This window comes from Streptomyces boncukensis (genome assembly GCF_011045075.1).
Taxonomy (GTDB): domain Bacteria; phylum Actinomycetota; class Actinomycetes; order Streptomycetales; family Streptomycetaceae; genus Streptomyces; species Streptomyces boncukensis.
The window spans coordinates 1-26,675 of the sequence record NZ_JAAKZZ010000038.1; the positions used below are offsets into that span (position 1 = coordinate 1).

Annotated in this window: 27 protein-coding genes and 1 pseudogene; 7 read left to right on the forward strand and 21 right to left on the reverse strand. The window is 73.1% G+C overall.

What is annotated here, in order from left to right; genetic code table 11:
- Window positions 1–131: 131 nt before the first annotated feature.
- The 4 genes from G5C65_RS06175 to G5C65_RS06190 all read right to left on the reverse strand — a co-directional run bounded on the left by G5C65_RS06175 (window position 132) and on the right by G5C65_RS06190 (window position 3,450).
- Complete coding sequence (locus tag G5C65_RS06175; RefSeq protein ID WP_165297606.1) at window positions 132–500, reverse strand: ArsR/SmtB family transcription factor; 369 nt, start codon at window positions 498–500, stop codon at window positions 132–134.
- A gap of 47 nt (window positions 501–547) precedes the next feature.
- Window positions 548–1,513 (reverse strand): NAD-dependent epimerase/dehydratase family protein, encoded by a 966-nt coding sequence (locus G5C65_RS06180; protein WP_165297607.1) that lies wholly within the window; start codon window positions 1,511–1,513, stop codon window positions 548–550.
- Window positions 1,510–2,139 (reverse strand): ScbR family autoregulator-binding transcription factor, encoded by a 630-nt coding sequence (locus tag G5C65_RS06185; protein WP_165297608.1) that lies wholly within the window; start codon window positions 2,137–2,139, stop codon window positions 1,510–1,512. Before G5C65_RS06185 ends, G5C65_RS06180 begins: the two co-directional genes overlap by 4 nt.
- Window positions 2,140–2,277: 138 nt before the next feature.
- Window positions 2,278–3,450, reverse strand: a complete 1,173-nt coding sequence (locus tag G5C65_RS06190) for an IS701 family transposase (RefSeq protein ID WP_165297609.1) — start codon at window positions 3,448–3,450, stop codon at window positions 2,278–2,280.
- A gap of 321 nt (window positions 3,451–3,771) precedes the next feature.
- Here G5C65_RS06190 and G5C65_RS06195 point away from each other — a divergent pair, with 321 nt between their 5' ends.
- On the forward strand, window positions 3,772–4,359 hold the full coding sequence (locus G5C65_RS06195; protein WP_165297610.1) for a TetR family transcriptional regulator: 588 nt from the start codon (window positions 3,772–3,774) through the stop codon (window positions 4,357–4,359).
- A gap of 177 nt (window positions 4,360–4,536) precedes the next feature.
- A complete protein-coding gene (locus tag G5C65_RS06200) occupies window positions 4,537–5,562 on the forward strand; it encodes a ScbA/BarX family gamma-butyrolactone biosynthesis protein (protein WP_165297611.1) in 1,026 nt (341 codons plus the stop codon).
- A gap of 84 nt (window positions 5,563–5,646) precedes the next feature.
- Here the strand turns inward: G5C65_RS06200 and G5C65_RS06205 are convergent, their stop codons facing one another.
- On the reverse strand, window positions 5,647–6,873 hold the full coding sequence (locus G5C65_RS06205; protein ID WP_165297612.1) for an MFS transporter: 1,227 nt from the start codon (window positions 6,871–6,873) through the stop codon (window positions 5,647–5,649).
- A gap of 91 nt (window positions 6,874–6,964) precedes the next feature.
- Here G5C65_RS06205 and G5C65_RS06210 point away from each other — a divergent pair, with 91 nt between their 5' ends.
- Window positions 6,965–7,840, forward strand: coding sequence for a LysR family transcriptional regulator (locus G5C65_RS06210; RefSeq protein WP_165297613.1), 876 nt, complete (start codon window positions 6,965–6,967; stop codon window positions 7,838–7,840).
- 34 nt (window positions 7,841–7,874) lie between these two features.
- Here the strand turns inward: G5C65_RS06210 and G5C65_RS06215 are convergent, their stop codons facing one another.
- The 14 genes and pseudogenes from G5C65_RS06215 to G5C65_RS06275 all read right to left on the reverse strand — a co-directional run bounded on the left by G5C65_RS06215 (window position 7,875) and on the right by G5C65_RS06275 (window position 20,524).
- The gene (locus tag G5C65_RS06215) at window positions 7,875–8,423 is read right to left on the reverse strand and encodes an NADPH-dependent FMN reductase (RefSeq protein ID WP_165297614.1); all 549 of its coding nucleotides are present in this window, start codon (window positions 8,421–8,423) and stop codon (window positions 7,875–7,877) included.
- Between the two features lie 101 nt (window positions 8,424–8,524).
- Complete coding sequence (locus G5C65_RS06220) at window positions 8,525–9,208, reverse strand: metalloregulator ArsR/SmtB family transcription factor (RefSeq protein ID WP_165297615.1); 684 nt, start codon at window positions 9,206–9,208, stop codon at window positions 8,525–8,527.
- Window positions 9,209–9,314: 106 nt separating this feature from the next.
- A complete protein-coding gene (locus tag G5C65_RS06225; RefSeq protein ID WP_165297616.1) occupies window positions 9,315–9,611 on the reverse strand; it encodes a hypothetical protein in 297 nt (98 codons plus the stop codon).
- Between the two features lie 50 nt (window positions 9,612–9,661).
- Window positions 9,662–10,252, reverse strand: coding sequence for an NADPH-dependent FMN reductase (locus tag G5C65_RS38965; RefSeq protein ID WP_338146252.1), 591 nt, complete (start codon window positions 10,250–10,252; stop codon window positions 9,662–9,664).
- Window positions 10,253–10,364: 112 nt separating this feature from the next.
- Window positions 10,365–11,525, reverse strand: a complete 1,161-nt coding sequence (locus tag G5C65_RS38970; protein WP_338146253.1) for an FAD-dependent oxidoreductase — start codon at window positions 11,523–11,525, stop codon at window positions 10,365–10,367.
- Window positions 11,505–11,603 (reverse strand): annotated as a pseudogene (locus G5C65_RS40345) (hypothetical protein); the annotation flags it as partial. The pseudogene G5C65_RS40345 and the gene G5C65_RS38970, both read right to left, overlap by 21 nt.
- A gap of 43 nt (window positions 11,604–11,646) precedes the next feature.
- Entirely contained in the window at window positions 11,647–12,357 is a 711-nt protein-coding gene (epsC, locus tag G5C65_RS06240) for a serine O-acetyltransferase EpsC (RefSeq protein WP_165297619.1), read from the reverse strand.
- A gap of 1 nt (window position 12,358) precedes the next feature.
- Entirely contained in the window at window positions 12,359–13,735 is a 1,377-nt protein-coding gene (locus tag G5C65_RS06245; RefSeq protein ID WP_165297620.1) for a dihydroorotase, read from the reverse strand.
- Window positions 13,723–14,853 carry an acyl-CoA dehydrogenase family protein gene (locus G5C65_RS06250; RefSeq protein ID WP_241265579.1) on the reverse strand — a complete coding sequence of 377 codons (1,131 nt, stop codon included), beginning with the start codon at window positions 14,851–14,853 and terminating at the stop codon, window positions 13,723–13,725. The genes G5C65_RS06245 and G5C65_RS06250 overlap by 13 nt, the downstream gene beginning before the upstream one ends.
- Window positions 14,823–15,896, reverse strand: coding sequence for a PrpF domain-containing protein (locus tag G5C65_RS06255; protein ID WP_165297621.1), 1,074 nt, complete (start codon window positions 15,894–15,896; stop codon window positions 14,823–14,825). Before G5C65_RS06255 ends, G5C65_RS06250 begins: the two co-directional genes overlap by 31 nt.
- Window positions 15,893–17,731, reverse strand: a complete 1,839-nt coding sequence (asnB, locus tag G5C65_RS06260; protein ID WP_165297622.1) for an asparagine synthase (glutamine-hydrolyzing) — start codon at window positions 17,729–17,731, stop codon at window positions 15,893–15,895. The genes G5C65_RS06255 and asnB overlap by 4 nt, the downstream gene beginning before the upstream one ends.
- Before the next feature lie 109 nt (window positions 17,732–17,840).
- Window positions 17,841–18,818 (reverse strand): PLP-dependent cysteine synthase family protein, encoded by a 978-nt coding sequence (locus tag G5C65_RS06265; RefSeq protein WP_165297623.1) that lies wholly within the window; start codon window positions 18,816–18,818, stop codon window positions 17,841–17,843.
- A 69-nt stretch (window positions 18,819–18,887) separates the two neighbouring features.
- On the reverse strand, window positions 18,888–19,667 hold the full coding sequence (locus tag G5C65_RS06270; protein WP_165297624.1) for an aldolase/citrate lyase family protein: 780 nt from the start codon (window positions 19,665–19,667) through the stop codon (window positions 18,888–18,890).
- Entirely contained in the window at window positions 19,664–20,524 is an 861-nt protein-coding gene (locus G5C65_RS06275; RefSeq protein ID WP_165297625.1) for a TauD/TfdA dioxygenase family protein, read from the reverse strand. Before G5C65_RS06275 ends, G5C65_RS06270 begins: the two co-directional genes overlap by 4 nt.
- Window positions 20,525–20,828: 304 nt before the next feature.
- Between G5C65_RS06275 and G5C65_RS06280 the strand changes: the two genes are divergently transcribed.
- Window positions 20,829–21,959, forward strand: a complete 1,131-nt coding sequence (locus G5C65_RS06280; RefSeq protein ID WP_165297626.1) for an aromatic ring-hydroxylating oxygenase subunit alpha — start codon at window positions 20,829–20,831, stop codon at window positions 21,957–21,959.
- A gap of 16 nt (window positions 21,960–21,975) precedes the next feature.
- Here G5C65_RS06280 and G5C65_RS06285 read toward each other — a convergent pair whose 3' ends face one another.
- Window positions 21,976–22,596, reverse strand: coding sequence for a LysE family transporter (locus tag G5C65_RS06285; protein WP_165297627.1), 621 nt, complete (start codon window positions 22,594–22,596; stop codon window positions 21,976–21,978).
- A 119-nt stretch (window positions 22,597–22,715) separates the two neighbouring features.
- Here G5C65_RS06285 and G5C65_RS06290 point away from each other — a divergent pair, with 119 nt between their 5' ends.
- Window positions 22,716–23,654 carry a LysR family transcriptional regulator gene (locus tag G5C65_RS06290; RefSeq protein WP_165297628.1) on the forward strand — a complete coding sequence of 313 codons (939 nt, stop codon included), beginning with the start codon at window positions 22,716–22,718 and terminating at the stop codon, window positions 23,652–23,654.
- Between the two features lie 21 nt (window positions 23,655–23,675).
- Here G5C65_RS06290 and G5C65_RS06295 read toward each other — a convergent pair whose 3' ends face one another.
- Complete coding sequence (locus G5C65_RS06295; protein ID WP_165297629.1) at window positions 23,676–24,188, reverse strand: GNAT family N-acetyltransferase; 513 nt, start codon at window positions 24,186–24,188, stop codon at window positions 23,676–23,678.
- Between the two features lie 313 nt (window positions 24,189–24,501).
- Between G5C65_RS06295 and G5C65_RS06300 the strand changes: the two genes are divergently transcribed.
- Window positions 24,502–25,395, forward strand: coding sequence for an NADP-dependent oxidoreductase (locus G5C65_RS06300; protein ID WP_165297630.1), 894 nt, complete (start codon window positions 24,502–24,504; stop codon window positions 25,393–25,395).
- A 108-nt stretch (window positions 25,396–25,503) separates the two neighbouring features.
- Window positions 25,504–26,646, forward strand: coding sequence for an FAD-dependent oxidoreductase (locus tag G5C65_RS06305; protein WP_165297631.1), 1,143 nt, complete (start codon window positions 25,504–25,506; stop codon window positions 26,644–26,646).
- The last annotated feature ends 29 nt before the right edge of the window (window positions 26,647–26,675 follow it).

Genomic DNA, 26,675 nt, shown 5'->3' on the forward strand with positions numbered 1-26,675 from the left:
GTGCGTGCTCTCGGCGTGCCGGGTGAAAGCCCTCGTACTGGGCGTACTCGGGCTTTCGGCCGGTGCGGCGAGAGCACGTGCCGGGCGTTCCAGGTGGCGTGCGGGGCTTTCGAAACACCCCCTAGGGCCGGTCAGCCGGTGATGGCGCCCATACGGGCGAGAACGCCGGGCGCGACGCGGTAGAACACCCAGGTCCCACGCCGCTCGGAGACGACGAGCCCCGCGTCGCGCAGCTTTTTCAGATGGTGCGAGACGGTGGACTGGCCGACCCCGAGGTCGCCGAGGTCGCACACGCACACCTCGCCGTCCGGGTGCGAGGCGACCCGTGAGAACAGCAGCACCCGGATCGGCTCCCCGAGCGCCTTGAACATCGTGGCCATGGTCCGGGCGTCCGCGCCGGAGAGGTCCGGGGCGGTCAGCGGCGGGCAGCACGGCAGACCGTCCCCGCTGTCCTCGCTGTCCGCGCCGGACGCGGGTGATCGGTCCTGCAACTTCGCCATGCCGCAATATTGACATCCTTCGATTCAGGATGCCAGGCGGGGTCCCCTCACGCTCCGCGGTACCACTCGGCCGCCTCGCCGGCCAGCCGGGCCACAGGACCGGGGCCGGGAGGGCAGGCCGCCCGCCGCCAGATCTCGTCGCTCCGGTACCAGTGGTCCCGCGCCAGGAGGGAGAACTGGCGCTCGCTGACGGCGCCCTCACTCGCACGCAGCTCCGCCAGGCACCGCTCCCAGGGCAGGTCGCGCGGCGGGGGCTCGGGCAGCACCCCGTGCCGGGCGAGCGCCGCGAGCAGGTCGCGCAGCCGGACGGGGACCGGGTGGCTGGCGTGGTGGACGCCGCCGGGCACGCCGGGGCCGAGGGCCAGTTCGGCCGCGAGGCGGGCCAGGTCGGCCACCGCGACCGCGGAGGACCGGGACCGGCCGCCGTCCCACTGGCCCGGCAACCGGCGGATCAGCTCCGCCAGCGCCGGCACCACCCAGCGGTCGCCGGGCCCCAGGACGAGGCCGGGGCGCAGCACCACGGCGCCGGCGTCCAGCGCGGGGCGTTCGGCGGCGAGCCGGGTGCGGCTGGCGGCCGAGACCGGGCGCGGGGTGATCTCGTCGACGTCGGGGCCGCGGTGCGGCCCGGGGCCGTAGACCGCGGCCGTCGACAGATGGACGATCCGGGGGACGCCGCAGCGCCGTGCCTCGGCCAGCACCCGCTCGGTGCCCCGGACATGGACGGCGGCACAGCTCTCCTCGTCGCCGCTGACGCGCGAGGCGGTGTGGATGAGGGCGTCCACCCCCTCGGCGGCGCCGCGCAGCGCGCCCGGCGCGGCGGGATCCGCGAGGTCCGCCTCCCACCACTCCAGCGCGCGCTGGGGGCGCGGTCCGGGCGGTGCGCGCCGCGTCACCGCGCGCACCGCCACCTCCTCCGCGCCGGACCGCCCGAGCAGCTCGCGCAGCACGGCGGAGCCGATGAATCCCGTGGCGCCGGTGACCAGCACCCGGCGGCTCGCCCTCCGGCCCGTCATACGGTGATGAGGTCCTTGCGCGCGGGATCGATGACGTACGAGGTGAGGCTGACCGGCGGGACGACGCTGGGCAGCAGGTAGCGCCACATGGCGACGACCTGCTCGGGGAGGTCCGCGCGGGCCGTGGCGATGTCGGACATCACCTGGGTGCCGGTGTAACTGGCCACCACGAACCGCGCGAAGGAGGACTCCTGCACACCGGGCAGCAGTTCGTCGCGCTCGCGGGCGGCCACCAGCTCCCGCTCGAACGTCTTGATCCACCACCGGTAGGCGGTGTAGTCGTGCAGCCCGGACTCGCCCTGCTCGACGGCGAGGCGCACCCCGGCGCGGAACCGGACGTTGCAGGTGAACTGACCGGTGAGATACATCGTCAGGTCGATCAACTGCTGGATGCCGCCGGGCTTTTCGGGGATGGCCAGCCGGGAGGACTGCTCGTGGATGACGGCACGGGCCAGGTCCGCCTTCGACCGGAAGTGGAAGTACATCGCGCCCGCGGTGACGCCGGCGCGCGACAGGATCTTGTTGATGCTCGCGCCGGCGAACCCGTTCTCGTCGAAGACTCCCGCCGCGGCGTCCACGAGTAGTTCGCGTGTGTGTACGGCACGTTCCTGCTTGGGTCTTCCCATGGCAGTCACCCCCAGCAAATAAAACGAACACCCGCTATCTTAACTCCATGCCAAGTCCCCCGCGCCACCCCCGTCCCAGGGTGGAGCGGTGCGCCGTGACCGGATCCCGGGGTTGCGGCGGGGCCGCGGCGGAGCCGCTCAGGCCACCGTCCCCAGCGCCGCTGCCGTGGCGCCGTGCTCGCCGTCGGCGAGCAACTGGTGGGCGCACGCGGCCGAAACCAGCGTCATGTGCCGGTGCCAGCCGGGGAAGGAGCGTCCCTCGAAGTCGTAGAGCCCGAGCTGCTCCAGCGTGTCCAGGCCGGGGGCTGCGATGTCGTGGCCGGTCAGCAGCCCGGCGACGCCCTGGAGTTCGGGGCCGTCAGCGCCGGTCAGCCACACCCGGTGCGGCCTGCCCTCCGCCGGCGGGGCGGCCAGCAGCCGCAGCGGGAGGGAGGAGCCGGGGACGTGGACGACGGCCGGCGCCGTCCGTAACCGCCGGGGCCGCCCGGCGGGCGGCGCGTCGGCGCCGGGGCCGGTCAGCCGCAGGATCTCGCCCGCGCTCCGCGCCCCGGCCAGGTGCGCCGTGCGCGGCGAGCCGGGCGCCGAGCGCAGCAGGCCCACCGTCAGCGGCGTGGAGGCCGGTACGCCGATCGCGAAGTCCCGCCGCCGCTGGGCCAGGTGGGAGATCAGCGCGAAGGCGGCGGCCCCTGTGGTGGTCGCGGTCAGCACAGGGGTCCCGGCGCCGGGGTCGGCGGCGGGCGAGTCCAGCAGGTCGCGCGCCACCTCGTGCGGGGAGCTGAAGCCCTGCTCGCGCGGGACGGAGGTCCGCCTGCGCAGCTCCTCGTCCTCGCTCCAGCGGCCGGGCAGATGCAGCTGCCAGTCCACCGGGACGGCGCCGCGGTCGGTGGCCAGGAAGAGGCCGAGCGCCCACTGGCAGCTGACCGTCCGGTTGCTCGCCGGGTCGAACCGCCGGTGCACGCCGACGGAGCACCGGCCGCGCTTGGGGATCAGCACCGGCGCCACGATCACGCCGCGCACCGGCTCCCGCCGCGCGCACCAGAGCGCCAGGCTGCGGCGCACCGGCTCCCACCGCCAGGTGCTCGCGTTGACGACCTGGTGCAGGGACTGCCACGCGGTGTCCGAGGCGCCGACCGTCCAGCCCATGTTGCGCACCGACTTCTTGCCGGGCGTGCTGAGCAGCCCTCTCAGATAGGCGCCGGCCCAGCGGCGCTGATCGGCGCGCGGCAGCCCCCGGAAGAGGCGTTCTGTCAGCTCCTCCGCCAACCGCTGCGCGACCGGCTCCGGGGCTCTTCTCCCGTAGTCCTCGGCCATGGCGAACTCCCCCATCCGTACGCGGGTCCGTGGGTAGGATACGGAAAGAATAGCGAACACCCTCTATGTTTTTGAACCCTCCGGCGCTGCAACGCTCGGCGCGGCTCTGCCGGTTGGCCGGATCCTGACGGCCTGACCTGCCAAAGCTGTAGAGAAAGTGGCCATGGAAAGTAATGTTCCGGCACAGAGGGTTAGCATCTGCAACAGCGCAGGTGTCGCGTGTCGGGGGTGACGAGCGGGACGACGCCCACGACCCGTCGCACGGCGGCCGTCCCGCTCACCGCGGATCCGAGAGGACAGACGGGCGAGAGGGGCATCAAGGTGACGCAGGAGCGAGCCGCCGCCACGCGGGAGCGTCTGCTGCGGGCGGCAGCGCGGGAGTTCGCGGAGAGCGGGTACGCGGGCACATCCTTGCAGGCGGTGTGCCGCACCGCGGGAGTGTCCATGGGGGCTCTCACCTTCCACTTCCCCGCCAAGCGGTCCCTGGCGGCGGCGGTCGTCAGAGCGGGCGCGGTGGCGGCCCGCCCGCTGGCCGAGCGCGCCGCGGTCTCCGGCGGCGACTCGCTGTCGGCGGTCGCGGGGCTCAGCTGCGATCTGGCGGCGCTCCTCGCGCACTGCCCCATGGCCCGTGCGGCGGCCCGCCTGGACAGCGAGCAGATCGCCGCCGCCGGAGTGTGGGGCGAGGCGTGGGAGCCGGCGGTGCGCGAGATGCTCCACCACGCCTGCGAGGGGGGTCAGTTGTCGGCCGGTGTCGCGGTGGAGACCGTCATCCAGCTGAACGCGCATCTGCTGCACGGCGTGTCCGTCGCGCTCCGCGCCTGCCCGGAGCGCGACGCGGTGGAGGGGCTCGAACGGGTCTGGGGCGCCGTCCTGCAGGGGCTGCGCGCTCCGGCCTCGGCCGCGCGCTGACCCGGGCCGGTGCTGCGGGCGGTGCCGGACCCGCAACTCGCCTTGAACGACCGGACGTTCGGGATGTGCACGCGGATGCCTCGACAAAAAAAAGAACACCCTCTATGTTGTGGCTCAGCGCCGTTGTCGCAGCACCTTGTGCACCGTTTTGCACCACGAGGGAAAGGATGCTCTGACGTGCCCAAGTCCGAGATGAACAGTGTTCAGGCCGTTCGACCGACGCCCCTTCCGCAGGAACTCGTCCACAAGCACAACAAGGACGAGGTGCTGCTGACGGGCTGGCGAGAGCTCAGCCCCCAGTGCTTCGAGGTGACCGCGCGCTGGCCGCGCGATCACAGCTTCTATCTGAGCGATCAGGGGATCCACGACCCGCTGATGCTCGTCGAGACCGTCCGGCAGCTGCTCCCCCTGCTCTCCCACGTCGCCTACGACGTGCCGCTGGGACACCAGCTGATCTGGGACGACTTCAGCTACCAGGCCGACCCCGAGGCGCTGCGCGCCCGGGACCCGCACACCGAGGTGTGCTTAGTCGTCCGCTGCGACAGCGTGGCCGGCCGCGGCGGCCGGACCGCGGCGGTACTGCTGCACACGGAGATATTCCGGGGCGGCGAACGGCTCGGCGAGGCCGGCACCCGCTTCGCCATCCAGCGCCCCGCGGTCTATCGGCGGCTGCGCGGCGAGCGCGGTGACGCGCACCGGGCCATGGCCGACGCCGCGCCCCCGGCGCTGCCGGTGCCCGCCCGGTGGGTGGGCCGGACGTCCCCGTACGACGTCGTACTCTCCTCCGGGGGAGCGCCCGGACGCTGGCAGCTGTGCGTCGACACCGGCCACCCGGCGCTCTTCGACCACCCGGTCGACCATGTGCCCGGGATGCTGCTGCTGGAGGCCGCCCGGCAGGCGTCCCAGGTGGCCGCCTACCCGCAGCCCGTGGTCCCCGTGGCCATGCGGACCGAGTTCCACCGCTATGTCGAACTCTGCGCTCCTGCCTGGGCGGAGGCCCAGGCCCTCCCGGCGGACGCGGAGCGCCGCTCCCGCGTCCGGGTGTCCGTGCACCAGGAGGACACGGTCTGCTGCTCCACGGACGTCACGGTGGAGCGGGTCCTCACCTCCGCTTCCGTGCTGGCGGACGCGGGGTCCGTGCCGGTCCTGAGCGACAGCGACCCCCTTGCCGAGCGGCGGAGGCCGACGCCCGCGGTGCTGTGAAAGGGCCCGGACGTACTGCGACCCGCTGAGCCCTGGCTCAGCGGGTCTGTCGTGTCTCACCGCTCCGGTCTACTTGACGGGCCGTCACCTCAGCTGGACGCGTTCCAGGGCCCACAGGACGACGCTCCCGGCGGCCAGCGCACCGCCCAGCAGGCACACGCCCGGCCAGCCGCTGCTGGACCAGACGACGGACGCCAGCGCGGCGCCCGCGGCGCCCCCGATGAAGAAGCACGTCATGAAGCCCGAGTTGATCCGGTTGCGGGCCTCGGGCCGCAGCGCGTAGATGACGGTCTGGCTGCTGTTGAGCACCGCCTGCAGCGCCAGGTTCAGCGTGATGACGCCGACGGCCAGCCACAGCATCGTGTGCTCCCCGGCGAGCAGCAGCAGCCAGGAGAGGGTCAGCAGCAGCGTGGCGGCGCCGGACACCTTCTGCACATGGCCCGCGTCGGCCAGCCGCCCCGCGCCCGTCATCCCCAGCACGCCCACGGCGCCCACCAGGCCGAACAGCCCGATGGCGGCCTCGGTCCAGTCGAAGGGCGGGCGGGCGAGGAGGAACGTCAGCGCCGTCAGCTGGACGCTGTACGAAGCCTGCGAGAGCGCGCCGATACCGGCCCGCCACCGCAGCAGCGGCTCCTCGCGCAGCAGCGCGACCGTCGAGCGCAGCAGGCCCGGGTAGGAGAGCGCGGCCGCGCTGCGCAGCCGCGGCAGCCGGCGGTGGAGCAGTACCGCCATGCCGGCCATCAGGATCGCGTTCACCCAGTAGACGGTGCGCCAGCCGCCCAGTTCGGACAGCGCGCCCGAGGCGGTGCGGGCGATGAGGCCGCCCAGCAGGATCCCCGACATCACCACGCCGATCGCGCGTCCGCGCCGCTCCGGCTCGGCCAGCGTGGCCACGAACGGGACGACGACCTGGGCGCCGACCGACGCCAGCGCGGTGAGGACGGTGCCGGCCAGCAGCACGGGCCCGCTGGGCGCGCCCGCGGTCAGCAGCAGGAGGACGGAGGTGAGGGCGAAGAGGGACACTGCCAGCCGCTTCCGGTCCACCACGTCGCCCAGCGGGACCAGGAGTATCAGCCCCAGCGCGTAACCCGCCTGGGACGCCGTGACGATCAGTCCGGCGAGGGTGGAGCTGATGTGCAGATCGCGGCTGATGAGGTCGAGGAGCGGCTGGGCGAAGTAGTTTCCGGCGACGGACAGCCCGACGGCCACGGCCATCAGGAAGACCAGGCCCCGGGTGAGCGGGGGCTGCTGGGGCGCGGAGGGGCTCGGAGGCGAGCCCGAGGGCACGGTTTCCGGTGTCGTGGAGGTCATGTCAACGAGCGTCGTGGACGGCGGAGAATGAGTCCAACACATCTTTTTCATTCCGAGCATGACGAATCACGATGCTCGGCACGATGGAGCCATGGAACTGCAGCAGATGCGCTACGTGGTCGCGGTCGCGGAGACCGGAAGCTTCACCCGGGCCGCCGAGCGGTGCCTCGTCGTCCAGTCGGCGCTGAGCCATCAGGTGGCGCGGCTGGAGCGGGAGTTGGGGGCGCGGCTCTTCGAGCGCAACAGCCGGATGGTGCGGCTGACGGACGCGGGGCGGGCGTTTCTGCCCGCGGCGCAGCAGTCCGTGGACGCCGCGGAGCGGGCGCGCGCCGAAGTCGCCGCCGCGGCCGGGGAGGTGCGGGGGCGGCTGGCCATCGGGACGATACCGACCGTCGCCGCCATCGACCTCCCCGACGAGCTGGGCCGGTACCGGGTGCGCTACCCCAAGGTGCATATCACCGTGCGCAGCGGCTCCAGCGAGGACCTGGTCGAGGAGGTCCGCGCCGGCTCCCTCGACCTGGCCTTCCTCGGAGTGCGGCCGGGCTTCCGGCCGAAGGGGGTGAGCGACAGGGAGCTGGCGACGGACGAACTCGTCGCGGTCCTGGCCCCCGGGCACCCGCTCGCGCGGGAGCCCGAGGTGGATCTGGCGCGGCTGGCGGGGGAGACGTTCGTCGACTTCGCCGAGGGCACCGTGGCGCGGTCCCAGTCCGAGGAGGCGTTCCGGGCGGCGGGCCTGGCGCGGGAGGTGGCCTTCGAGGTGACGGGGGTCGAGTTCCTGGCCGCCTTCGTACGCAACGGGCTGGCCGCCGCGATGCTGCCCTCCGCGTTCGTCACGGGCCTGCCCGGGGTGTGTGTGGTTCCCGTGCGGGACGCGCCCGCACGGGTGGAGCGGCTGGTCTGGAGCCGGTTCCGCCCCTCGCCGGCCGCGGGTGTCTTCCTTTCGGGGCTCGGCATCCCCGTCGAGTAGCTGCCTGGGCCCGTCAGGGGCGTGGCGGAGGCTCTCAGCGGGTCAGGTCGGCCAGCTTGCCGAGGAGGTCGCCGAGCAGGGTGAGGCTCATCTCGTCGGTGAGGTTGCCCGCGTCGTCGAAGCGCTCGTGCGCGCGGAAGACCATGACCTCCGGCTGCGAGACGACCCGCGCGTCCAGCGACAGGAAGACCTGGCGGAGCGCCAGCTGGGCCCGGCTGGTACCGAAGTTGCTGGGCGACGCGCCGGCGAGCGCCACCGTCTTGCCGTGCAGCGAGGACTGCCCGGCGGGCCGGCTCGCCCAGTCCAGGGCGTTCTTGAGGACGCCGGGGAAGGAGCCGTTGTACTCCGGGGTCACCACCAGGAGCGCGTCGGCGGCGCGGACGCGCTCGCGCAGGTGAGCCACCGGCGCGGCGGGCGGGGCGCTCTCGGCGTCCTCGTCGAAGTGCGGGATGTCGCGCAGCCCGTCGTAGAGCTCCACGTTCACGCCCCGGGGCGCGTGCTTCTGCGCGGCGTGGGCGAGTGCGCTGTTGTACGACCGGGCCCGGAGGCTGCCGGAGATGGCGAGTACGGAGACCTCACGCATGGGTGTCACGTCCCTTCGAAGAATCTAAGGATCTATAGAATATTGACTCCTGGTGCCGCCCCGCAAGACGGCGGCTCAGGGCGAGCCACAGCCGGGGTGGTTCAGGGGGCCGCCGGACCGTCCTCGTCGCCGGTCGCGATCCGCATCCCCGCCCGCTGCCAGCGGGTCATGCCGCCGTCGAGCGGGCGCGCGCTGAGACCACTGCGGCGCAGGCTGCGGACGGCGTCGGGCGACAGCACGCAGTACGGGCCGTCGCAGTAGGCGATGATCTCCACATCGCGGGGGATCCCGCCCATCTTCTCGCTGATCTCCGCGGCCGGCAGCGAGACCGCGCCGGGCACATGGCCCCGCGCGTAGTCCCGGGCCGGGCGGACATCCAGCACCAGGACACCGGGGTCGTCCAGATGCGACTGGAGCTCCTCGACCGTCACAGGGCGCAGGCTCTCCGGGTCGCCCAGCAGGTCGCCGACGGCCAGCCGCAGATCGGCGAGCCGCGTCTCGGCGCAGGACTGGAGGGTGCCCAGCAGCTGCGACACCTCGGGCCCCGCGAGGCTGTAGTAGATGTGCGTGCCCTGGCGCCTGCTGCGCACCAGGTTGGCATCGCGGAGCTGACGGAGCTGGGCCGAGGTGTTCTTCAGGCTCACGCCCGCCGTCTCGGCGAGGGAGTCCACGTCGCTCTCGCCCCGCTCCAGCAGATCGAGCAGCCGCAGCCGCACCGGGTTGGCCAGCGCCTTCCCGACCCGTGCCAGCTGGGTATACACCTCGATCTCGATGAAGTCGCCCACGGGGAAACGGTACCGTCCGGGTGCCGGGGGCGTGCCCGGCGGACCCGCGCCCCGCACCGGGGCTGCCCTGGAGCCCCGCGAGGGCGCGGGATCCGCCGGACACGGGCTACCCGCCGTCGCCCCGGGCGGCGGCGAGGACGCCCGCGATCGTGTCCTGGTGGAAGTTCACGGCGCTGCACCAGCCGCCGAGCGTCAGCCGGAACCAGACGTCGCTGACGATGGTGCCCTCGATCACCTCGTCGCCCGTCACCCACCGCTCGGCCTCATAGGTCTCCCCGTCGTCGGGGAGCAGCAGCCGGATCACGGGGCTGTCCAGCGAAGGGCCGGAACGGACGTTGGCATCGCGCCAGATGGGGCCGAGGCCGGCGACGCCGGCGGGGTGCGGGTGCTGTTCGGTGGACATGGCTCTCCCTTTCGTGGTGGTGGTGGCCTTCCGGATTTCCGGACGGGGTCTCAGGCGCCGACGCCGACCCCGACCGACGCGGGCAGCTCTCCGGTGCGCACGAGGGTCGAGGACAGGACCTGGCACACCATTTCGGTCAGCTTCTCCCGGTGGTGCCGCTCGGCCACGGAGTCCTCGGAGACGAGGACGCCGGCGTGCGGCACCACCACGCCCAGCGGCGTGGGCCAGCCCCGCAGCGCGTGTGCGATGTCCCGGAGCGTCCCCAGCGTGGAGACGGTGCCCTGGGTCCCGGCGCCCACCGCGACGCAGCCGATGGTGCGGCCGTCCAGGAAGGGGCGCGGGCCGCCCAGGTCGTTGGTGTAGTCGAGGGCGTTCTTCAGGAGCCCGGAGAGTGTTCCGTGGTAGGTCGGCGAGATCAGTACGACCCCGTCGGCGCGGGCCAGCTCGCCGAGGAACTCCCGTACGCCCTCGTGGCTGTCGGACACGCCGGGCCGGTAGAAGGGGAAGTCGAGCTCGCCCCCGGTGAAGACCCGGGCCGTGGCGCTCTGTTCGGTGCACCGCTCGGCGCACCACTGGGCGATACGGTCGGACGTCGATCCCGGGCGGAGGGAGCCGCTGATGAGGACTACGTGTGGTGTCACCACTGCCTTGACCTTCCGTGTGGTGGGTGTGCGGTGAGGGGTTCGTGCCGGACAGGGGCCGCCCCGATCCGGCAGCCCCCGCGGAGGGCGACCATGATCCGGAGGGCACGGCCTAGCCGGCCGTGGACACCGGGTTCGGGGCGGGAGCCTGGGGCCGCCAGGCGTGGACCTCGTCCGCGGCCGCGTCCTTGCGTCCGTGCGCCCGCATGAAGGCGTTCCGCTCGGCCTCTCCCGTCCGGCTCGCCCCCTGGTCCACGGCGCCCTGGTGCCGCGAGTGCAGCACCACCGCCGCCGTCCGCTCGGTACGCTCCCGCTCGTATCCGGCGAGCGCCGCAGCCGTGTCCCGGGGCTCAGCGCGGAACCAGGCGGCGAGGACGACGGCGTCCTCCAGCGCCATGTTGGCCCCTTGGCCCATGGCCGGGACCATGGGGTGCGCCGCGTCGCCGAGGAGCACCACGTGGCCGTCCACCCAGCGGTCGACCGGCTCGCGGTCGTGGATGTCGGTCACGGTGACGTCCTCGGCCTCCCGGACCAGCCGCATCAGCGCCTCCTGCCAGCCGGAGAGCACCCCGGCCAGCGCGCGCTGCGCGCCCGCCGCGCCCCGTGCGGGCCAGACCCCGGGCCTGGAGGTGATCTTGCACGTCCAGTACAGCGTGTCCCCGCCCACCGGCGCCACGAACATCTGGATGCCGCGGCCGTTGGCGACGAACGACTGCTGGGGGAGCCCCGAGCCGGAGGTGCGGCCGCGCACCGAGGTGTAGCCCCGGTACTGCGGCGGGCCGTCGTCCAGCATCTGGCGCCGGACCGTGGAGTTGATGCCGTCCGCGGCCACCAGCGCGTCGGCCCGCAGCGCGGTCCCGTCGTCGAGCCGGACGGCCACGCCGTCCGGCTCGGCGGTGTACGCCGAGACCGCGGTGCCGAGCCTCAGATCGGCGCCCGCGGCGACGGCCTCGTCGACGAGCGCCGCCTGCAGCGCTGTGCGGAGGATCGGAACCTGCGGCGACCCCAGGCGCTTCCCCTCGTCCCCGATCGGCTCCCGCGACAGGACGCGTCCGGCGCTGTCCGTCAGCAGCCGTACCTCGCCCGGCTGGACGACGTACCCCTGGGCGCGGACGCGCTTGCCGAGCCGGCGGCTGATCGCGTCCGCCGCCGCCACCCCGTTCGGGTACAGGACCAGGCCCGAACCCACGTCGCCGATGTGCTCGGCGCGCTCCACGACCGTCACCCGGACGCCCGCGCCGGCCAGCGCCGCCGCGGCCGCGAGCCCGCCGATCCCGCCGCCGGCGACGACCGCGCTGCGTTGCTTCGGCATCTTCCCACTCCTTGTCTTCCGCGTATTCCGGGTAATCCGCGTCTTCCGCGTCTTCCGCTCTCGGCGCCTGCCGACTGCTCGCTCAGGCGCTCCGGTTGCCGTGGATCACGGGTGTCGTGCGGCTCACGACGTCGGCGTGCGGGGCGCGCACGTGCGCGTGGCTGGGGACGTCGTGCAGGACCAGCGCCTGGGCGCCGATCACCGCGTGGTCGCCGACCGTGACGGGCCCCAGCACACTGGCGTTCGCGCCCACGGTGACGCCGTCGCCGAGCCTCGGGTGCCGGCGCGCCGACGGGTCGGCAGCGCCGTTCCACCAGCCCTTGGAGCCGAGCGTGACCTGGTGGAAGAGGGACACGTCGTCGCCGATGACGACGGTCTCGCCGATGACGACGCCGCAGCCGTGGTCGATGAAGAAGCGCCGTCCGACCGTCGCGCCCGGATGGATCTCGATGCCGCCGGTCAGCACCCGCGCGGCCATGCACAGGCCGCGCGCGGTCCGCACATGGCGGCGGTTGTAGAGCCGGTGGCCGATCCGGTAGACGGCCACCGCCAGCACGCTCGGGTGCAGCAGCGCCTCGGACCTGGTGCGCACGGACGGGTCCCGCTCGACGACGAGGTCGAGCTCCTCCCGGATCCGGCGCAGCGGCCGCCGCCTGCGGCGTGCCGTCCCGGCCGCGCGCGGTGGCGGCGCGGGCTGGTCGCACACGGCGGGCCCGGCGGGTCCGGCGGGCCCTGCCTGCCGGGGCGGGCCGCCCTTGGGCGCGGAGCGGCGCAGTACGCGCAGGGAAGCCATGTCAGCCCCCCGCCGTCGAGTCGAGCAGCCGGCCGTCGTAGGCGCCGAACGTCCGGGTCGCGCGGTCCCAGATGACCCGGCCGGCCCGGATCGTCCGCAGCACCTCCCCGGTCATCGTCCAGCCCTCGTACGCCGACCAGCCGCACTTGGCGTACACCTGCGCCGCGGAGAGCATCCAGGTCGCGTCCGGGGAGAAGAGCGTGAGGTCGGCGTCCGCGCCCGCCTCCAGCCGCCCCTTGCCGGGCAGCCGGAAGAGCTCGGCGGGCCCGCTCGCCAGATACCGGGCCAGCCGGCAGGCCGCCACGTCCGGATCCTCCTCGGGCCACCGCCGCCGCATGCCCGTCCACACCGCGACGGCCAGCTCCTGCACCCCCGGCAGCCCCGGCGGGGACTGCCGCACGGACCGGGTCTTCTCCGCGACGGTGTGCGGTGCGTGGTCGCTGCCCAGCGTGCTCGGCAGCCCCGCGCGCAGCGCCGCCCACAGCCGGTCCTGGTCGGCCTGGCCGCGGATCGCGGGCGACAGCCTGGTCCGCGCGCCGAGCCGCTTGGTGTCGGCGTCCGTGAACGACAGATGATGGCCCGTCACCTCGAAGGTGAGGGGGAGTCCCGCGGCACGCGCCGCCGAGACCAGATCGGCCTCCTCCGCGCTGGACAGATGCAGGATGTGGGCCCGCGCGCCGTGCCGGCGGACTAGCTCGACGACCTTGGCGACGGCCGCGATACCGCCGGTGCGCGGCCGGTGCGCCTCGTAGCGCGCGTAGCTGTCGGGCTCTCCCCACCAGCCGTCGAGCAGCGAGAACAGCTCACCGTCCTCGGCGTGCAGGACGAGCTGCACGCCCCCCTCGGCGGCGGCGATGAACGCCTTCTCCAACTGGGCCGCGTCCCGCACCACGGTGGGGGCCGTGTGGTGTCCGGCCATGAAGATCTTCGCGCTCGTCGCGACCCCGGGGTCCAGCTCCGCGAGCAGCTCGGGGCGCTGCGGGTCCACGCCGATGTGGAAGCGGTGGTCCACCAGGGAGTGCCCCTGGATCAGCGCGGCCTTCTCGCGCACCGCCTCCGGGCTGAGCGTGGGCGGCACCGTGTTCGGCATGTCCAGCACGGTCGTCACGCCGCCCGCTGCGGCGGCCCGGCTGCCGTGCTCCCAGTCCTCCTTGTGGGTCAGCCCCGGGGTGCGGAAGTGCACATGGGAGTCGATCAGTCCGGGCAGGACGTACGCGTCCCCGGCGTCCATCCGCCGGACCGCGGCGGGCGCGGTGTCCGTGTCCGTGACGGCGAGGATGCGCCCGCCGCCGATGTGCAGCACGCCGGCCCGCACGCCCTGCGGCGTGACCAGCCTGCGCGCGGAGACGACGAGTTCCACGCTGTTCAGCTCGGCCATGACACTGCCACCAGCTCTCTGCACACGTCGTTGGTCGGCCCCATCAGGGCCACGGCCCTGGTGTCGGCCAGGATCCGGTTCAGCCGCGCGCCCGTGGTGTAGCCGGCCGAGCCCAGCATCCGCGCGACGTCGAGGCAGATCTCCTCGGCGGCCGCCGAGGAGTGCAGCTTGCTGTGCAGCGTCGTCAGCCCGGGGTCGGGCGCCGTACGGGCCCCCGCCCGCTCGACGATGGCGCGGGCCGCCTCCAGCCGCGTCGCCAGCTCCGTGACGCGGTGCCTGACCTGCGGCTTGTCCAGCAGCCCGCGCCGCCGCAGATGCTGCAGGGCCAGATCGAAAGCGGACTGCGCAGCGCCCACGGCGACGGCGCCCAGCGTCGCGCCGGACTCCCGGACCCCCGCGATGATCTCGGGGGCGCGCCCCTCCTCGCCGAGCCGGTCCGCGTCCTGGACCACGCACTCGCTGAGCGAGACGAACCCCGTCGCGGAGCCGCGCATACCGACCAGGTCCAGGCTCAGATCCGGGACGATCCCCGGGTTGTCGCTCCCGACCAGGAAGAAGGTCTGGCCGCTGCCGCCGTACACCCCCTCGGCGCCCTCCTCGGGCTCCTCGCTCTGTACGAGGACGAGGTACACGTCGGCGACGGAGGCCCCGGTGGTGAACGACTTGGCCCCGTTCAGCACCCAGCTGCCGTCCGCGCGCCGGGTGCCGGTGCTGCCGAGGTGCCGCTTCGCGGCGCCGGCGCCCGTCTCGCTCCACGCGGAGGCGGCCAGGCAGCCGCCGTCGGCCAGCCGGGGCAGCAGCGTCTCCCGCTGCCGCCGGGTGCCCCACTCGGCGACCCGGGCGCTGACGGCGAAGTGCTGGAAGGCGATGATCGCCATCGACGGGTTGAGCGTCGCCAGCTCCTCGACGATCGCGTTCACCTCGGCGGGGTCGCTGCCGGCGCCGCCGAACTCGCGCGGCACCGCCGCGGCGAGCAGCCCGGAGGCGCGCAGCTCCTTCAGCAGGTCGCGGTCGGGCTCGCCCGACACCTCGGCCAGATCGGCCGACTCGCGCAACCGTTCGCGCAGGGCCGGGCCGACCCGGTTTCTCATATGGATACCGCTGACAGCGCCAGACATTTGGCGATCCCTTCGAACTGCAGATGGGCGAGTGGTTCGAGGACGAATGACCCCTGGAAGGTGACCCGTTTGCGCGCCACGGCGGCCCACATCAGCGCCGGTTCGCCGTCCGCCGGGTCGATGGCGGCCGTCACCGCCGTACGGCCTCCGGGGGTGACGATGTCGAGGAGCCCGTCGACGTGGCCCGTCTCCTGGGCGACCCGCCAGGGCACCGTTCCGGGGATCTGCGCCGCCGTTCCCAGGCACACCGCGCCGGTGAGGGCGATGGTGGGGTGCCAGCTGGGGACCGAGAGCGCCCGCGCCGCGATCAGGCTGGACGCCACCGGCAGCACGGCGGCGATCTTGGGGAACGCGCCCCGGGCCGGCCAGCCGAGCAGCCCGGCCGCCGCCTCGCGGAGCGCCGCCAGCCGCTCGAACAGCTCGGGCCCGGCGGCGAACAGCTCGCCGGGGTCGCCGACGCCGAGGTCCCGGGCGTCGACGAACGCGTACGCGTTGCCCGAGGACACCAGCGACACCTCGCAGCCTGCGGTGCCGGTGCCGGTGCCGGCGCCGGCAGCGAGCTCGGTGCGCGGAGCGCCGGTCAGCAGCAGCTCCTTGAGCGGCACCGAGCCCGGCCGCACGAAGTACACGGTGAAGTGCAGCTCGTCGCGGTCGGTGCCGTCGACCTCGCACACCACGCTGTCGCCGTTGTTGAGCACGTTCACCCGGATCCGGTCCCCGGGCGTCAGCTTCGGCAGCGTCCCGGCCCGCTCCGCCGCCACGACGGCGGAGAGGATGGAGTGCCCGCACGAGCCGCGCAGGTCGAAGCTGTCGGGCGCCTGGGGCAGCGCCTGGACGAACCGGTAGTCCAGGTCGAACATCGGATGCTCGGACGGCCGCACCAGCGCCGTCTTCAGCACATGCCCGCCGCCCGCCGCCGTGAGGTAGGCGCGGACCTCGGACAGGGCCCGCAGCAGCGCCTCCTCGTCCCGCGGGAGCCGGCCGGCGTCCAGCACGAGGGTCGGGCACGGGCTGCCCGCCGCATACGCGAGATGGCCGATCATGCCGCCACCGCCGCGATCGGGCCGCGCAGCGCCTCGCTCCGGAACTGCTCGCGCCACACCTCGTGGATGAGCAGCGCCCACAGGGTCAGCGCCGTCGTGTCGTCCGGCTGCCGCGCCTGCTGGGCGAACAGCTCGGCGACCGCCTCCGGCGCCAACTGGCCCGCGTCGGCGAGCCGCTTGGAGTGCAGCACGTCCAGCGCGTACTCCCACAGCGGCCAGCCGGGCGCCAGCATCGCCGTGATGGGCAGCGTGAAGGGCTGCTTGGGCCTGCTGAGCAGCTCCTGCGGGACCAGCCCGGCAGCCGCCGCGTACAGGGTGCGCTTGACCTGGCCGCCGCCGATCCGCAGCGCGTCCGGCAGCCTGCGCCCCGGACCCACGACGCTGCGCTGGCAGAACGGCAGCCGCGCCTCGACGGAGCTGGCCATGCTCAGATGGTCGACCCGGCGCAGGTGGTACGCGGGGAGCCGGTAGTCCAGCTCGAACCGGGTGATGCGCTCCAGCACCGGCCCCGTGCCGTCGTACAGCGCCGCCAGCGCCTCCTCGGGCAGCGGGGAGCGGGACCGCACCAGGTTCCGGTACTCCTCGGTGTAGAGGCCGTAGCGCAGATGCGCGGGGACGACGGCGAGCGCGTCCAGATAGCCGGGCCGCCAGTCCCGGCCCGCGTGCGCCTCCTCGGCCGCGGCCCGCATCCGGGAGTAGCCGCCGAACACCTCGTCCGCCGCGTCCCCGGTCAGCGCCACCTTGAAGCCGGCGCCGCGGATCGCCGCGAACAGCGCATAGGTGCTCAGGGTGATCGGGTCGGCGTTCGGCTGGCCGAGGTGCCACACGACGTCCTCGATCATCGAGGGGAAGGCCGCGGGGTCGATCTCCACCTGGTGGTAGTGCGCTCCGGCGGAGCGCGCGGCCAGCTCGGCGAAGTGGCGCTCGTCGAACGGCCAGGAGCCGCGGTAGGCGATGTTGAAGGAGTGCACCGGACCGCTCCGCGCCGCGAGGGCTGTCACCAGGCTGGAGTCCAGCCCGCCCGAGGTGACGACGGCGACGGGGACGTCGGCCGTGAGCAGCCGGTCGACCTCGAAGCCCAGGTTCCGCCGCACCGCGGCGGCGACCGCAGCCTCCTCAGCCTCCTCGCCGGGCGCGCCCGGGGCACCGAGGCGGCCGTGCTCGTCCCGGTCCGCGGTGCGCTGGACGACGCGCGGCGCCTCGCCCCAGGGCACGGTCATCGTCGTGGCGGGCGGCAGCACGCGTACGTCCTCGAACATGGTGCGCTCGCCGAACGGCGACTTGGTGGCCAGATAGGCGTCCAGCCCCGGCTCCCACGCCCCGGTCCCCGCCCCCCGGAAGCCGAGCAGCGCGGGGATCTCGGAGGAGAAGTGCAGCGACCTGCCGGCCGGGTCCCACCGGTAGTAGAGCGGCTTCATGCCCACGTGGTCCGTCGCCAGCACCAGCTTCGGCCGGCCGCGCTGGTCCAGGATGGCCACGCTGTACATCCCGTCGAGCTGCTCGGGGAACCGCTCCCCGTACTCGGCGTAGAGCGCCGGCAGGACGTTGCCGTCGCAGCGGTCGTGGAAGGTGTAGCCGCGCCGCCGCAGCTGGGTGCGGAGCGTGTCGTGGTTGTAGATCTCGCCGTTGAAGACGACCTTGACCCGGCCGTCCAGGTCGTAGGGCTGCTGACCGCCGTCGAGATCGACGATCGCGAGCCGGTTGTTGCCCACGCCCCAGCCCGGGGCGCGGGCCGTGCCCGTGCTGTCCGGGCCGCCGTGGCGCTGGAGCGCGGAGACGGTGCGTACTTCGCTCGGTGAAGCAGTGGTATGGAAATAGCCGTATATCCGGCACATAAGAGTAGTCCTCCCGTAGGGGGCGCCCCGCAGGGTGCGACCGGCCACGCACGCACCCGCACCCTGCGACGCGCAGCAAGGGGCAGCCCGGACTCAGCGGAATCCGCTGCTAGCCGAGGGCTGTGGACAGATACCGCTCCCCGCTGTCGGGGAAGACGGCGACCATGGTCGCCCCCGCCCACCGCTCGCGGCGGCCCAGCAGCCGGGCCGCGTACGCCGCGGCGCCCGAGGAGACGCCGACGAGCAGTCCGATGCGGCGCGAGACCTCGCGGGCCGTGGGCGCGGCTTCCTCGTCCGGCACCACCACGACCTCGTCGATCAGGTCGAGGTCCATGATGTCCGAGACATAGCCCGCGCCGATCCCCGGAATCCCGTGCGGCCCCGGCTCCCCGCCGGACAGCACGGGCGACCCGGCCGGCTCGACGGCGACGACATGGACGTCCTTGTGCTGCTTGAGGTAGCGGGCGGCCCCGGTGAGGGTGCCGCCGGTGCCGACGCCGCAGACCAGCACGTCGATCGCGCCGCCCGTGGCCTCCCACAGCTCGGGCCCGGTCGTCTCGTAGTGCGCGCGCTCGTTGGCCGGGTGCTCGTCCTGGTGGGCCAGCCAGGCCCCGGGCGTGGACCGCTGGAGCTCCTCCGCGTACTTCCAGGCGGGCAGCAGCCCGTCCTGGTGCGGTACGAGCACGATCTCGGCACCGAACTCCCGCAGGATCTGCCGCCGTTCCTCCGTGGCGTTGTCCGGCATGACGATGATGCAGCGGTGGCCCCGCCGGGCGCAGAACGCGGCGATGGAGATGCCGGTGCTTCCGGACGAGCACTCGATCACCGTGCCGCCCGACGCGGGCAGCTGCCCCGACTCCTCCGCCTCCCGCATCATGGCGAGGACCGGGCGGTCCTTGACGTTGGCCAGCGGGTTGAACATCTCCAGCTTCGCGCACAGCCGCACGCTCCCGGGCATCCCGTCCAGCGGGACGTCCAGCAGCGGGGTGCCGCCGACCAGCTCCTCGACGGAGCGGACGACGCGTCCGGCGGCGCCGTCAGCGGGGGGCCGGTGCACGGAGCCGGGCCGCACAGTAGTTTCGAACATCAGTGCTCCTGAGTTCCTCTGAGTCCCTCTGAGTTCCTCTGAGTCCTCTGCATCCCTCGACGGATGCGGTCACCCGCGGGCCGCCGCGAGGTGGCCGGCCGCGGCCTGCTGCAGGTGGGTGATGTCGCTGGAGACCGTGGCGAAGGTGAAGCCCTCGCGCAGCCGCTCAGCGGCCGAGGCACCGTCCAGGCAGTGGATGCCGCAGGCGATGCCCGCCGCCTCGGCGGTGGCCGCGATCCGCTCCAGCGCCGCCGCGAGGTCGTCCTTCACGGCGGGGTCGCCGAAGTAGCGCGCGCCCAGCGCGACGGACAGGTCCGCGGGGCCGACGTAGACGGCGTCCAGGCCCGGGGTGGCGCAGATCGCCTCCAGGTTCTCCAGCGCGTCCGCCGTCTCGACCATGGCGATGCACACGGCCGCCGCGTCCAGCTCCGCCGGCACGGAGCCCATCCGCAGCTCGGCGCGCACCGGTCCGGACAGGCTGCGGGTCCCCTCCGGCCAGTGCCGGCAGGCGGCGACCGCGACGGCCGCGTCCCGCGCGTCGCCGACCATGGGGACGACGACGCCCCGGGCGCCGGAGTCCAGCGCCGTGCCGATGGCGACGGGGTCGACGGAGGGCACCCGGATGAGCCCGGCGGCCCGCTGCCGCGCGTCCACCGCCATCATGGCGGCCTGCCAGCCCGGCTGGTGCATGACGCCGTGCTGCCCGTCGACGCCGATGTAGTCGTAGCCGAGGCCCGCGACGCGTTCGGTGCCGACCGGGTTGTCGCAGGCGATCCAGTAGCCGACCAGGGGCTGCCGGGCCCGCAGCCGGGGCGCGAACTCCTCGGGGCGCCCGGCCCCGGCGCTCACGCGCCCTCCTGGATGACATAGCTGCTCTTGCCGTCCAGGCCCACGGGCACGTCGCCGTTGATGGAGACGCGGTGCAGGATCCGCTTGTGGTCGTCGTAGTCGTTCGGCGCGTAGTGCTGGGTGCTGCGGTTGTCGAAGATCAGCACGTCGCCCGGCCGCCACGTCCACCGCGCCACGTTCTCCGGGCGGCGCACATAGGACTGGAGGACGTCGAGGAGGGGGCGCGAGTCGCGCAGCTCCATCCCGACCAGCCGCTGGGCGAACCCGCCCAGGAACAGGCTCGGCTCGCCCGACTCCGGGTGGACCCGCACCACGGGGTGCGCGGCCTCGAACTGCTGGGCGAGAAAGGCTTTGCGTACCTCCTCGCCGCGCTTGGTGGCCAGCCGGGGCTGCTCCGCGTGGTTGGTGTGGACGGCCCACAGCCGGTCGGCGATCTCCCGCAGCTCGGCGGGCAGGTCCTTGTAGCCCGCCGCGGCGTTCGCGACCAGGGTGTTGCCCCCGTACGGCGGGAGGACGACGCTCCGCAGCGTCGTGCCCAGCGAGGGGGCGTGGGTGAAGCTGATGTCGGTGTGCCAGTGGTTGGCGCGCTGCTCCTCGCCGTCCACGGGAATGATCTGCGGCGATCCTGCGACGGTCCGCATCATGGGGTGCTTCTGGGTGAGCGGGCCGAACCGGCCGGCGAAGGCCAGCTGATCGGCGTCGCTGATGTCCTGGTCCCGGAAGAAGAGGACCTTGTACTTCAGGAATGCCTCGTGGATCTGCGAGAAGACAGCCTCGGACAGGCCGGTACTCAGGTCGATTCCGACCACCTCGGCGCCGATTCGGCCGCCCGTCTTTCGTATCTCGAACCCGGACATGCTGCCAACCTTTCGTGGTGACGAGTTGTTCGCGCAGGGAAGCAGTGTTGAGAGAAACACGGACGCAACGCGTCGGACAACAACTCCCCGGATGAGCGCGGCGACTTACCCAACTTGCCGAAGTGTCCGGCCCGCGCGTGCTGACTTCGCCAAGTCCCGGAAGTTGCGGAACCCGGCGCTGCAAGGCTTGTGAGGAATTCCTGGGCCGTGTTGTCGTCTCTAGCGGCCCGGTGGCCGAACCGGTCGGAAAGCGCGGTTCACTCGGGCGTATCCCCTGTCACCCCAACCACGTCGAGGAGTCGTGATGACGACGCTGTGGCCGACGAGCTACTACACCAGTGAAGAACACCTGGCGCTGGAGCAGGAGCGGATATTCGAGCGCTCCTGGATCTGCGCGGCGCGCTCCTCGGACATCGCGGCGCCGGGGTCGTTCGTCCGGGTCGGCGTGGGCCGCGAGAGCGTCCTGCTCGTCCGGAAGAAGGACGGCGACGTCCGCGCGCTCATCAACCTGTGCCGGCACCGCGGCGCGCAGCTCTGCCTGGAGGACGGCGGCACGTTCAAGAACTCCATCCGGTGCCCGTACCACGGCTGGACGTTCAACCTGGACGGCCATCTGGTCGGCGCCCCGTTCCTGCACGAGCTCCCGCCCGAGACGAAGGAGCGGCACCTGTTCACCGCGCGGGCCGAGGAGTGGCTCGGCTATGTGTGGGTGAACCTGGACCCCACGGCCCCGCCGCTGGCGGAGCAGGTGGGACCGCTGCTGCGCAAGCGGTTCGGGGACGAGGACGTACCCGGGAACTACGGCTGCGACGAGCTGCGGGTCGCCAAGGAGGTGACCCACGAGGTGCGGGCGAACTGGAAGATCCTGTACGAGAACTTCTGCGAGTGCTACCACTGCCCGACCATGCACCCGGAGATCTGCCAGATCCTCCCGAGCTGGCGCACCGGATACGGCACCGTGAGCGGCCCCGAGGGGCCCAAGCAGGACGGCTCGCCGCTGGCCGACGGCGCCACGGGTTTCTCACTCTCCGGCAAAGCGGCAGCACCCCGGCTTCCCGGAGTTCCTGAAAAGGACGCGCGCACGTTCCACGGAATCCTGCTGTGGCCCAACGTGCACCTGATGTTCATCCCTGACCATGTGATGTGCATGCGGTTCGAGCCGCTCGGCCCCGAGCGCACCCGCGTCGTCACCCAGTGGCTCTTCCACCCCGATGCGATCAGCACCCCCGGATTCAGCCCCGATGACGCGGCAGCGCTTGTGGAGGTGACGGCCATGGAGGACTTCGAAGCCTGCGAGCGGGTGCAGGCGGCCGCCCATTCCGCGTACTTCGAGGAATTCCACACACCACATGAGAGCCTTATTCTCGAATTCCGTTCCTGGGTGCATCAGATTCTCTACCCGGAGGCGGAGGGGCGCGCCAAGGAAACCATGTGAGCCCGCAGCATCCGCGTCAGTCCAGCACCATGGCCGCGGCGAGTGCGGTGATCAGGAGGCTGGAGACCACCGCGGTGACCATCCGGCCGCGCTCGCCCGTCAGGACCCTGCCGAACACCGAGCCGCCGCCGGCCAGCAGCAGTTGCCAGCTCCCCGAGGCCACCACGATCGCCGCCACGTAGACCGCCGCCTGCGCCGCCGTCATCCCGTGCTGGGCCTGGCGCCCCAGGATGAGGGCGACGAAGTAGAGGGCCGGCCACGGGTTCAGCGCCGTGAGCCCGAGGAAGACGGCGTAGGCGCGCAGCGGCCGGATCCCGCCGTCCCGCCGGGCCGGCCCGGCATCGCGCCTGCGCCGCACCGCCGTCAGGAAGACGCGCACCGCCATCCCGGTGAGCACCACGAAGGCGACCCACCGCAGCGGCTGCGAGAACGGCTGCACCGCACCGGCCACCGCCGCGCCGCCCGCCACCGCCACGATCGCGTACATCGCGTCGGCGGTGGTGGCGCCGATGGCGGCCGCCGCGCCCACCCGGAAGGACGTCTGCGCCGTCATATTGACCATGAGTACCGCGACGGCCCCCACCGGGACGGCGAGCCCGTATCCCGCCCACAGCCCCGCGACAGCGGAATCAAACATGGCGATCCCCTCTCCTCGCACCGGACACTGCTGAGCCGGAGCCAGCACGCCCAGTGTGAGGGGGATACACCGTTCGATTCCATGGAAAGATTCCGCAACATACCGTTCGTTGGAGCCATATGATTGACCCGCGTCTGCAGACCCTGCGCGTGCTGCGCGCCGAGGGCACCGTGACGGCGACCGCCGCCGTGCTGCACCTCACCCCGTCCACCGTCTCCCAGCAACTGCGCCAGCTCGCCGCCGAGCTGGGCGTCCAACTGCTCCGGCCGACGGGCCGGCGCGTAGCGCTGACGCCCGCGGCCCACACCCTCGTACGCCACGCCGACGCCCTGCACGAGCAGTGGGAGCGGGCCGCGGCGGCGCTCGAAGCGCACTCCACGGGCGGCGCGGGCCATCTGCGTATTACCGGGGTGGCCTCGGCGATGGCCGCCGTCACGGCGCCCGCCGTCCGCCGGCTGCACACCCGGTTCCCGCAGATGACGTTCCACCTCAGCGAGGACCCCGGCGAGGACCGCTTCCGCCTGCTGGTCGCCGGCCGCGCCGACATCGCGGTCGTCATTCCCGCCGCCGGCACCCCGCCGCCCGGCGACCGCAGGTTCACCCAGCGAGCCCTCCTCCAGGAGCCGCAGGACCTGCTGGTCGCCGAGGACCACCCGCTCGCGCGCCGCGCCGCCGTCGAACTCCGCGACGCGGCGCACGAGACCTGGATCCAGGCGGGCGATCCGCACGACCAGCATCAGCTCCTGCTCAGCGCCGCCGCGGCCGCGGGCTTCGCACCGCGGATCGAGCACGCAGCCGTCGACTGGTTCGCCGTCGCCTCCCTGGTCGCCCACGGCCACGGGATCTGCCTCATGCCGCGCCTCGCCCCGCTCCCCTCCGACCTCCCGGTGCGCCGCGTCCCGCTCGGCGGACGCGGCGCACCGACCCGCCACCTGGTGGCCTGCGCACGGCGCGGCAGCACCGGCCAGACCACCGTCTCCCGCGGCCTGTCGGCCCTGCAGGAGGCGGCCGACGCCTGGCAGTCCGCCCACGGCGGCGGGCCCCTGCCGGGGGAGTGACGGCCCTCGGCGCGGGCCGGGTCAGATCCCGAACGGCGCGGCGTAGCGCACGGTTCCGGCGGGCAGCGGGTGGCCGGCGTCGAGGCTGAGGGCCATCAGCGCCTCGTCCGGAACCTCGAAGGTCACCCGGATGCCGTGGGCCGAGGCCCGGGTGAAGCCGAACCGGGGGTAGTACGCCGGGTGTCCGAGGACGACGACATGGCGCTCGCCGCGGTCCCCGGCCGCCCGCAGCGCGGCGCGGACCGCCGCCGAACCGGCGCCGCTCCGCTGCCATCGGGGGTGTACGGCGACCGGGCCCAGGCACAGCGCCGGCACGTCGCCGATGTGGCTGCGCGTCAGCAGGGCATGGCCGACGAGCCGGCCGTGTTCGTCGGTGGCGACGAGGGACAGGCCCTCGATCCACGCGGCCGCGTCGGCGCGCAGCGCGTCGACGATGTCGGCCTCCTGTGCGGTGGGGAAGGCGGCCAGCTCGACCGCGCGGACAGCGGGGATGTCGGCGCTGGTCTCGGCGCGCGTGATCCAGTTCTTGGTCATCGTGGAAGACGTTCCGTTCCTGACGGGGTTCGTGTGGACGCCCCGCGAGCTCACGCTCCCGGCGGGGCGGGACTGGGCGGGATCAGGCCACGGCCCGGGACGTGAGGGAGACCCGGACACCGCACAGGGTGGCCTCGCACGCGGTCATCAACCTCACCTCCCCGATGTCTCGCTCCGAGTACACACGAACAACGCCACTCTACCCCCGTCCCGGGCCCTGGGGGAGGCCCTCAGGGCCGTCGGAGGACAGCCGCACCAAATACAAAAACCTAACCGTTTCAATGAGCTAACCGTTAGTGTTACGGTCGGCGGTATGAAGAGAGTGAGCTTCGCCGAGTTCGGCGGTCCGGACGTTCTGCAACTCACAGACGCCGAGGAGCCCCACGCGGGCCCCGGCCAGATACGCGTCGCTGTGCGGGCGGCGGGGGTGAACCCCGTCGACTGGAGGGTCCGCGAAGGCCAGTTCCGCAAGACCCAGCCGATCGAGTTGCCCGCCGGAGTCGGGCTCGACGCCTCAGGCGTGGTGGACGAGGTCGGCGAGGGCGTCGAAGGGATCGAGGTCGGCGATCACGTGTTCGGCAGAGGTTCGAGCACCTATGCCGAGTTCGCCGTGCTGTCGGCCTGGGCCCGTATGCCCGAGGGGCTGACGTTCGAGGAGGCGGCCGGGTACCCCTCCGTGGTGGAGACCGCGCTGCGCGTCATCCGCGAGGCCGGTGTGCAGTCCGGGCAGACACTGCTGGTCAGCGGTGCGTCCGGGGGAGTCGGATCGGCGGTGCTGCAGATCGCCCGCGAGCGCGGCATCACGGTGATCGGCACGGCCGGGGCCGCCAACCAGGACTATCTCCGCGGCCTCGGCGCCCTCGCCACGACATACGGCGAGGGCTGGCCCGGGCGAGTGCGGCAGCTCGGCCATGTCGACGCGGCCCTCGACCTGGCCGGCTCGGGCGTGATCCGCGAGCTCGTCGAACTGACGGGGGACCCGCAGAAGGTGATATCCATCGCCGATCTCGATGCCCCGAAGCTCGGTGTCCGGTTCTCCGGCGTGACCGGCAGTGTGCCGGACGCGCTCGCCGAGGCCGCCGGCCTCGTCTCGCGGGGGAAGCTCCACATCCCGGTCGAGAAGACGTACCCGCTCGCCGAGGCCGCGGCCGCGCACATCGACAGCAGGGCCGGTCACACGCGCGGGCGCCGCGTCATGGTCATCTGAGCCGTCATCTGAGCCGATTCCTGCGCGATTACCCGGCCCGGCAAGCCGAATTCCTCCCAGAGACCCTGCCGGATCCACCCGGCGGGTGTGCGACACCCAAGGAGTCCCATGCACTCTCCTGCCACGATCATCGGCGGCGGGCTCGGCGGCCTCGTACTGGCCCGCGTCCTGCACGTCCACGGCATTCCGGCCGTGGTCTACGAGGCGGAGTCCTCCCCGACGGCGCGTTCACAGGGCGGGATGCTCGACATCCACGACCACAGCGGCCAACCCGCCCTCAAGGCGGCCGGCCTGATGGACGAGTTCCGCGGCATCGTCCTGGAGGGCCGCCAGGCGATACGGCTCCTCGACCGGGACGGGACCGTTCTGTTCGACAAGGCCGACGACGGCGCGGGTAACAGCCCCGAGGTACAGCGCGGCGAGCTGCGACAGATCCTGCTCGACGCGCTCCCCGCCGGCACCGTCCGCTGGGGCCACAAGGCCACCGGCGTCCGCGCCCTCGCCGGGGGCCGCCACCAGGTGACCTTCGCAGACGGCACCCACACCGTCACGAACCTGCTGGTCGGCGCGGACGGCGCCTGGTCACGAGTCCGAGCGCTGCTCTCCGACGCCACCCCCGAATACATCGGCCGCTCCTTTGTCGAGACCCGCCTGTACGACGCCGACACCCGGCACCCGGCCACCGCGAAAGCGGTCGGCGGCGGGACGCTCGGGGCGGTCGACCCGGACGAGCACGGCAAATGGTTCGTGGCGCACCGGGAGCAGGGCGGAATCCTCCACGCCCACGTCACACTGGCCAAGCCGCTGGACTGGTTCGCCGCCATCGACTTCACCGATGCCGGCGCGGTCGCCGCGCGGATCGCGGAGGAGTACGACGGGTGGGCACCGGAACTCACCGCCCTGATCACCGGTGGCGGGACCGCGCCGGTCCTGCGGCCCCTGCACGCCCTGCCGATCGGGCACCGCTGGGACCGGATACCGGGAGTGACCCTGCTCGGCGACGCCGCCCACCTCTCGCCCCCCGACGGCGAGGGCGCCAATCTGGCCATGCAGGACGGCGCCGAACTCGGCCAGGCTCTCGCCGCACACCCCGACGACGTCGAGACCGCCCTCACCGCATACGAGCAGGCGCTGTTCCCCCGCAGCGCCGCGGCTGCCGCCACAGTCGGCCACAACCCCACACCCCAGGAGGTGATCAACTTCTTCACCCAGGACGAGCGGCGTGCCGAAGCCCCCGATACCGCCTGGTGACCACCGCCGAGGCCACGGCCCCCGTCCCC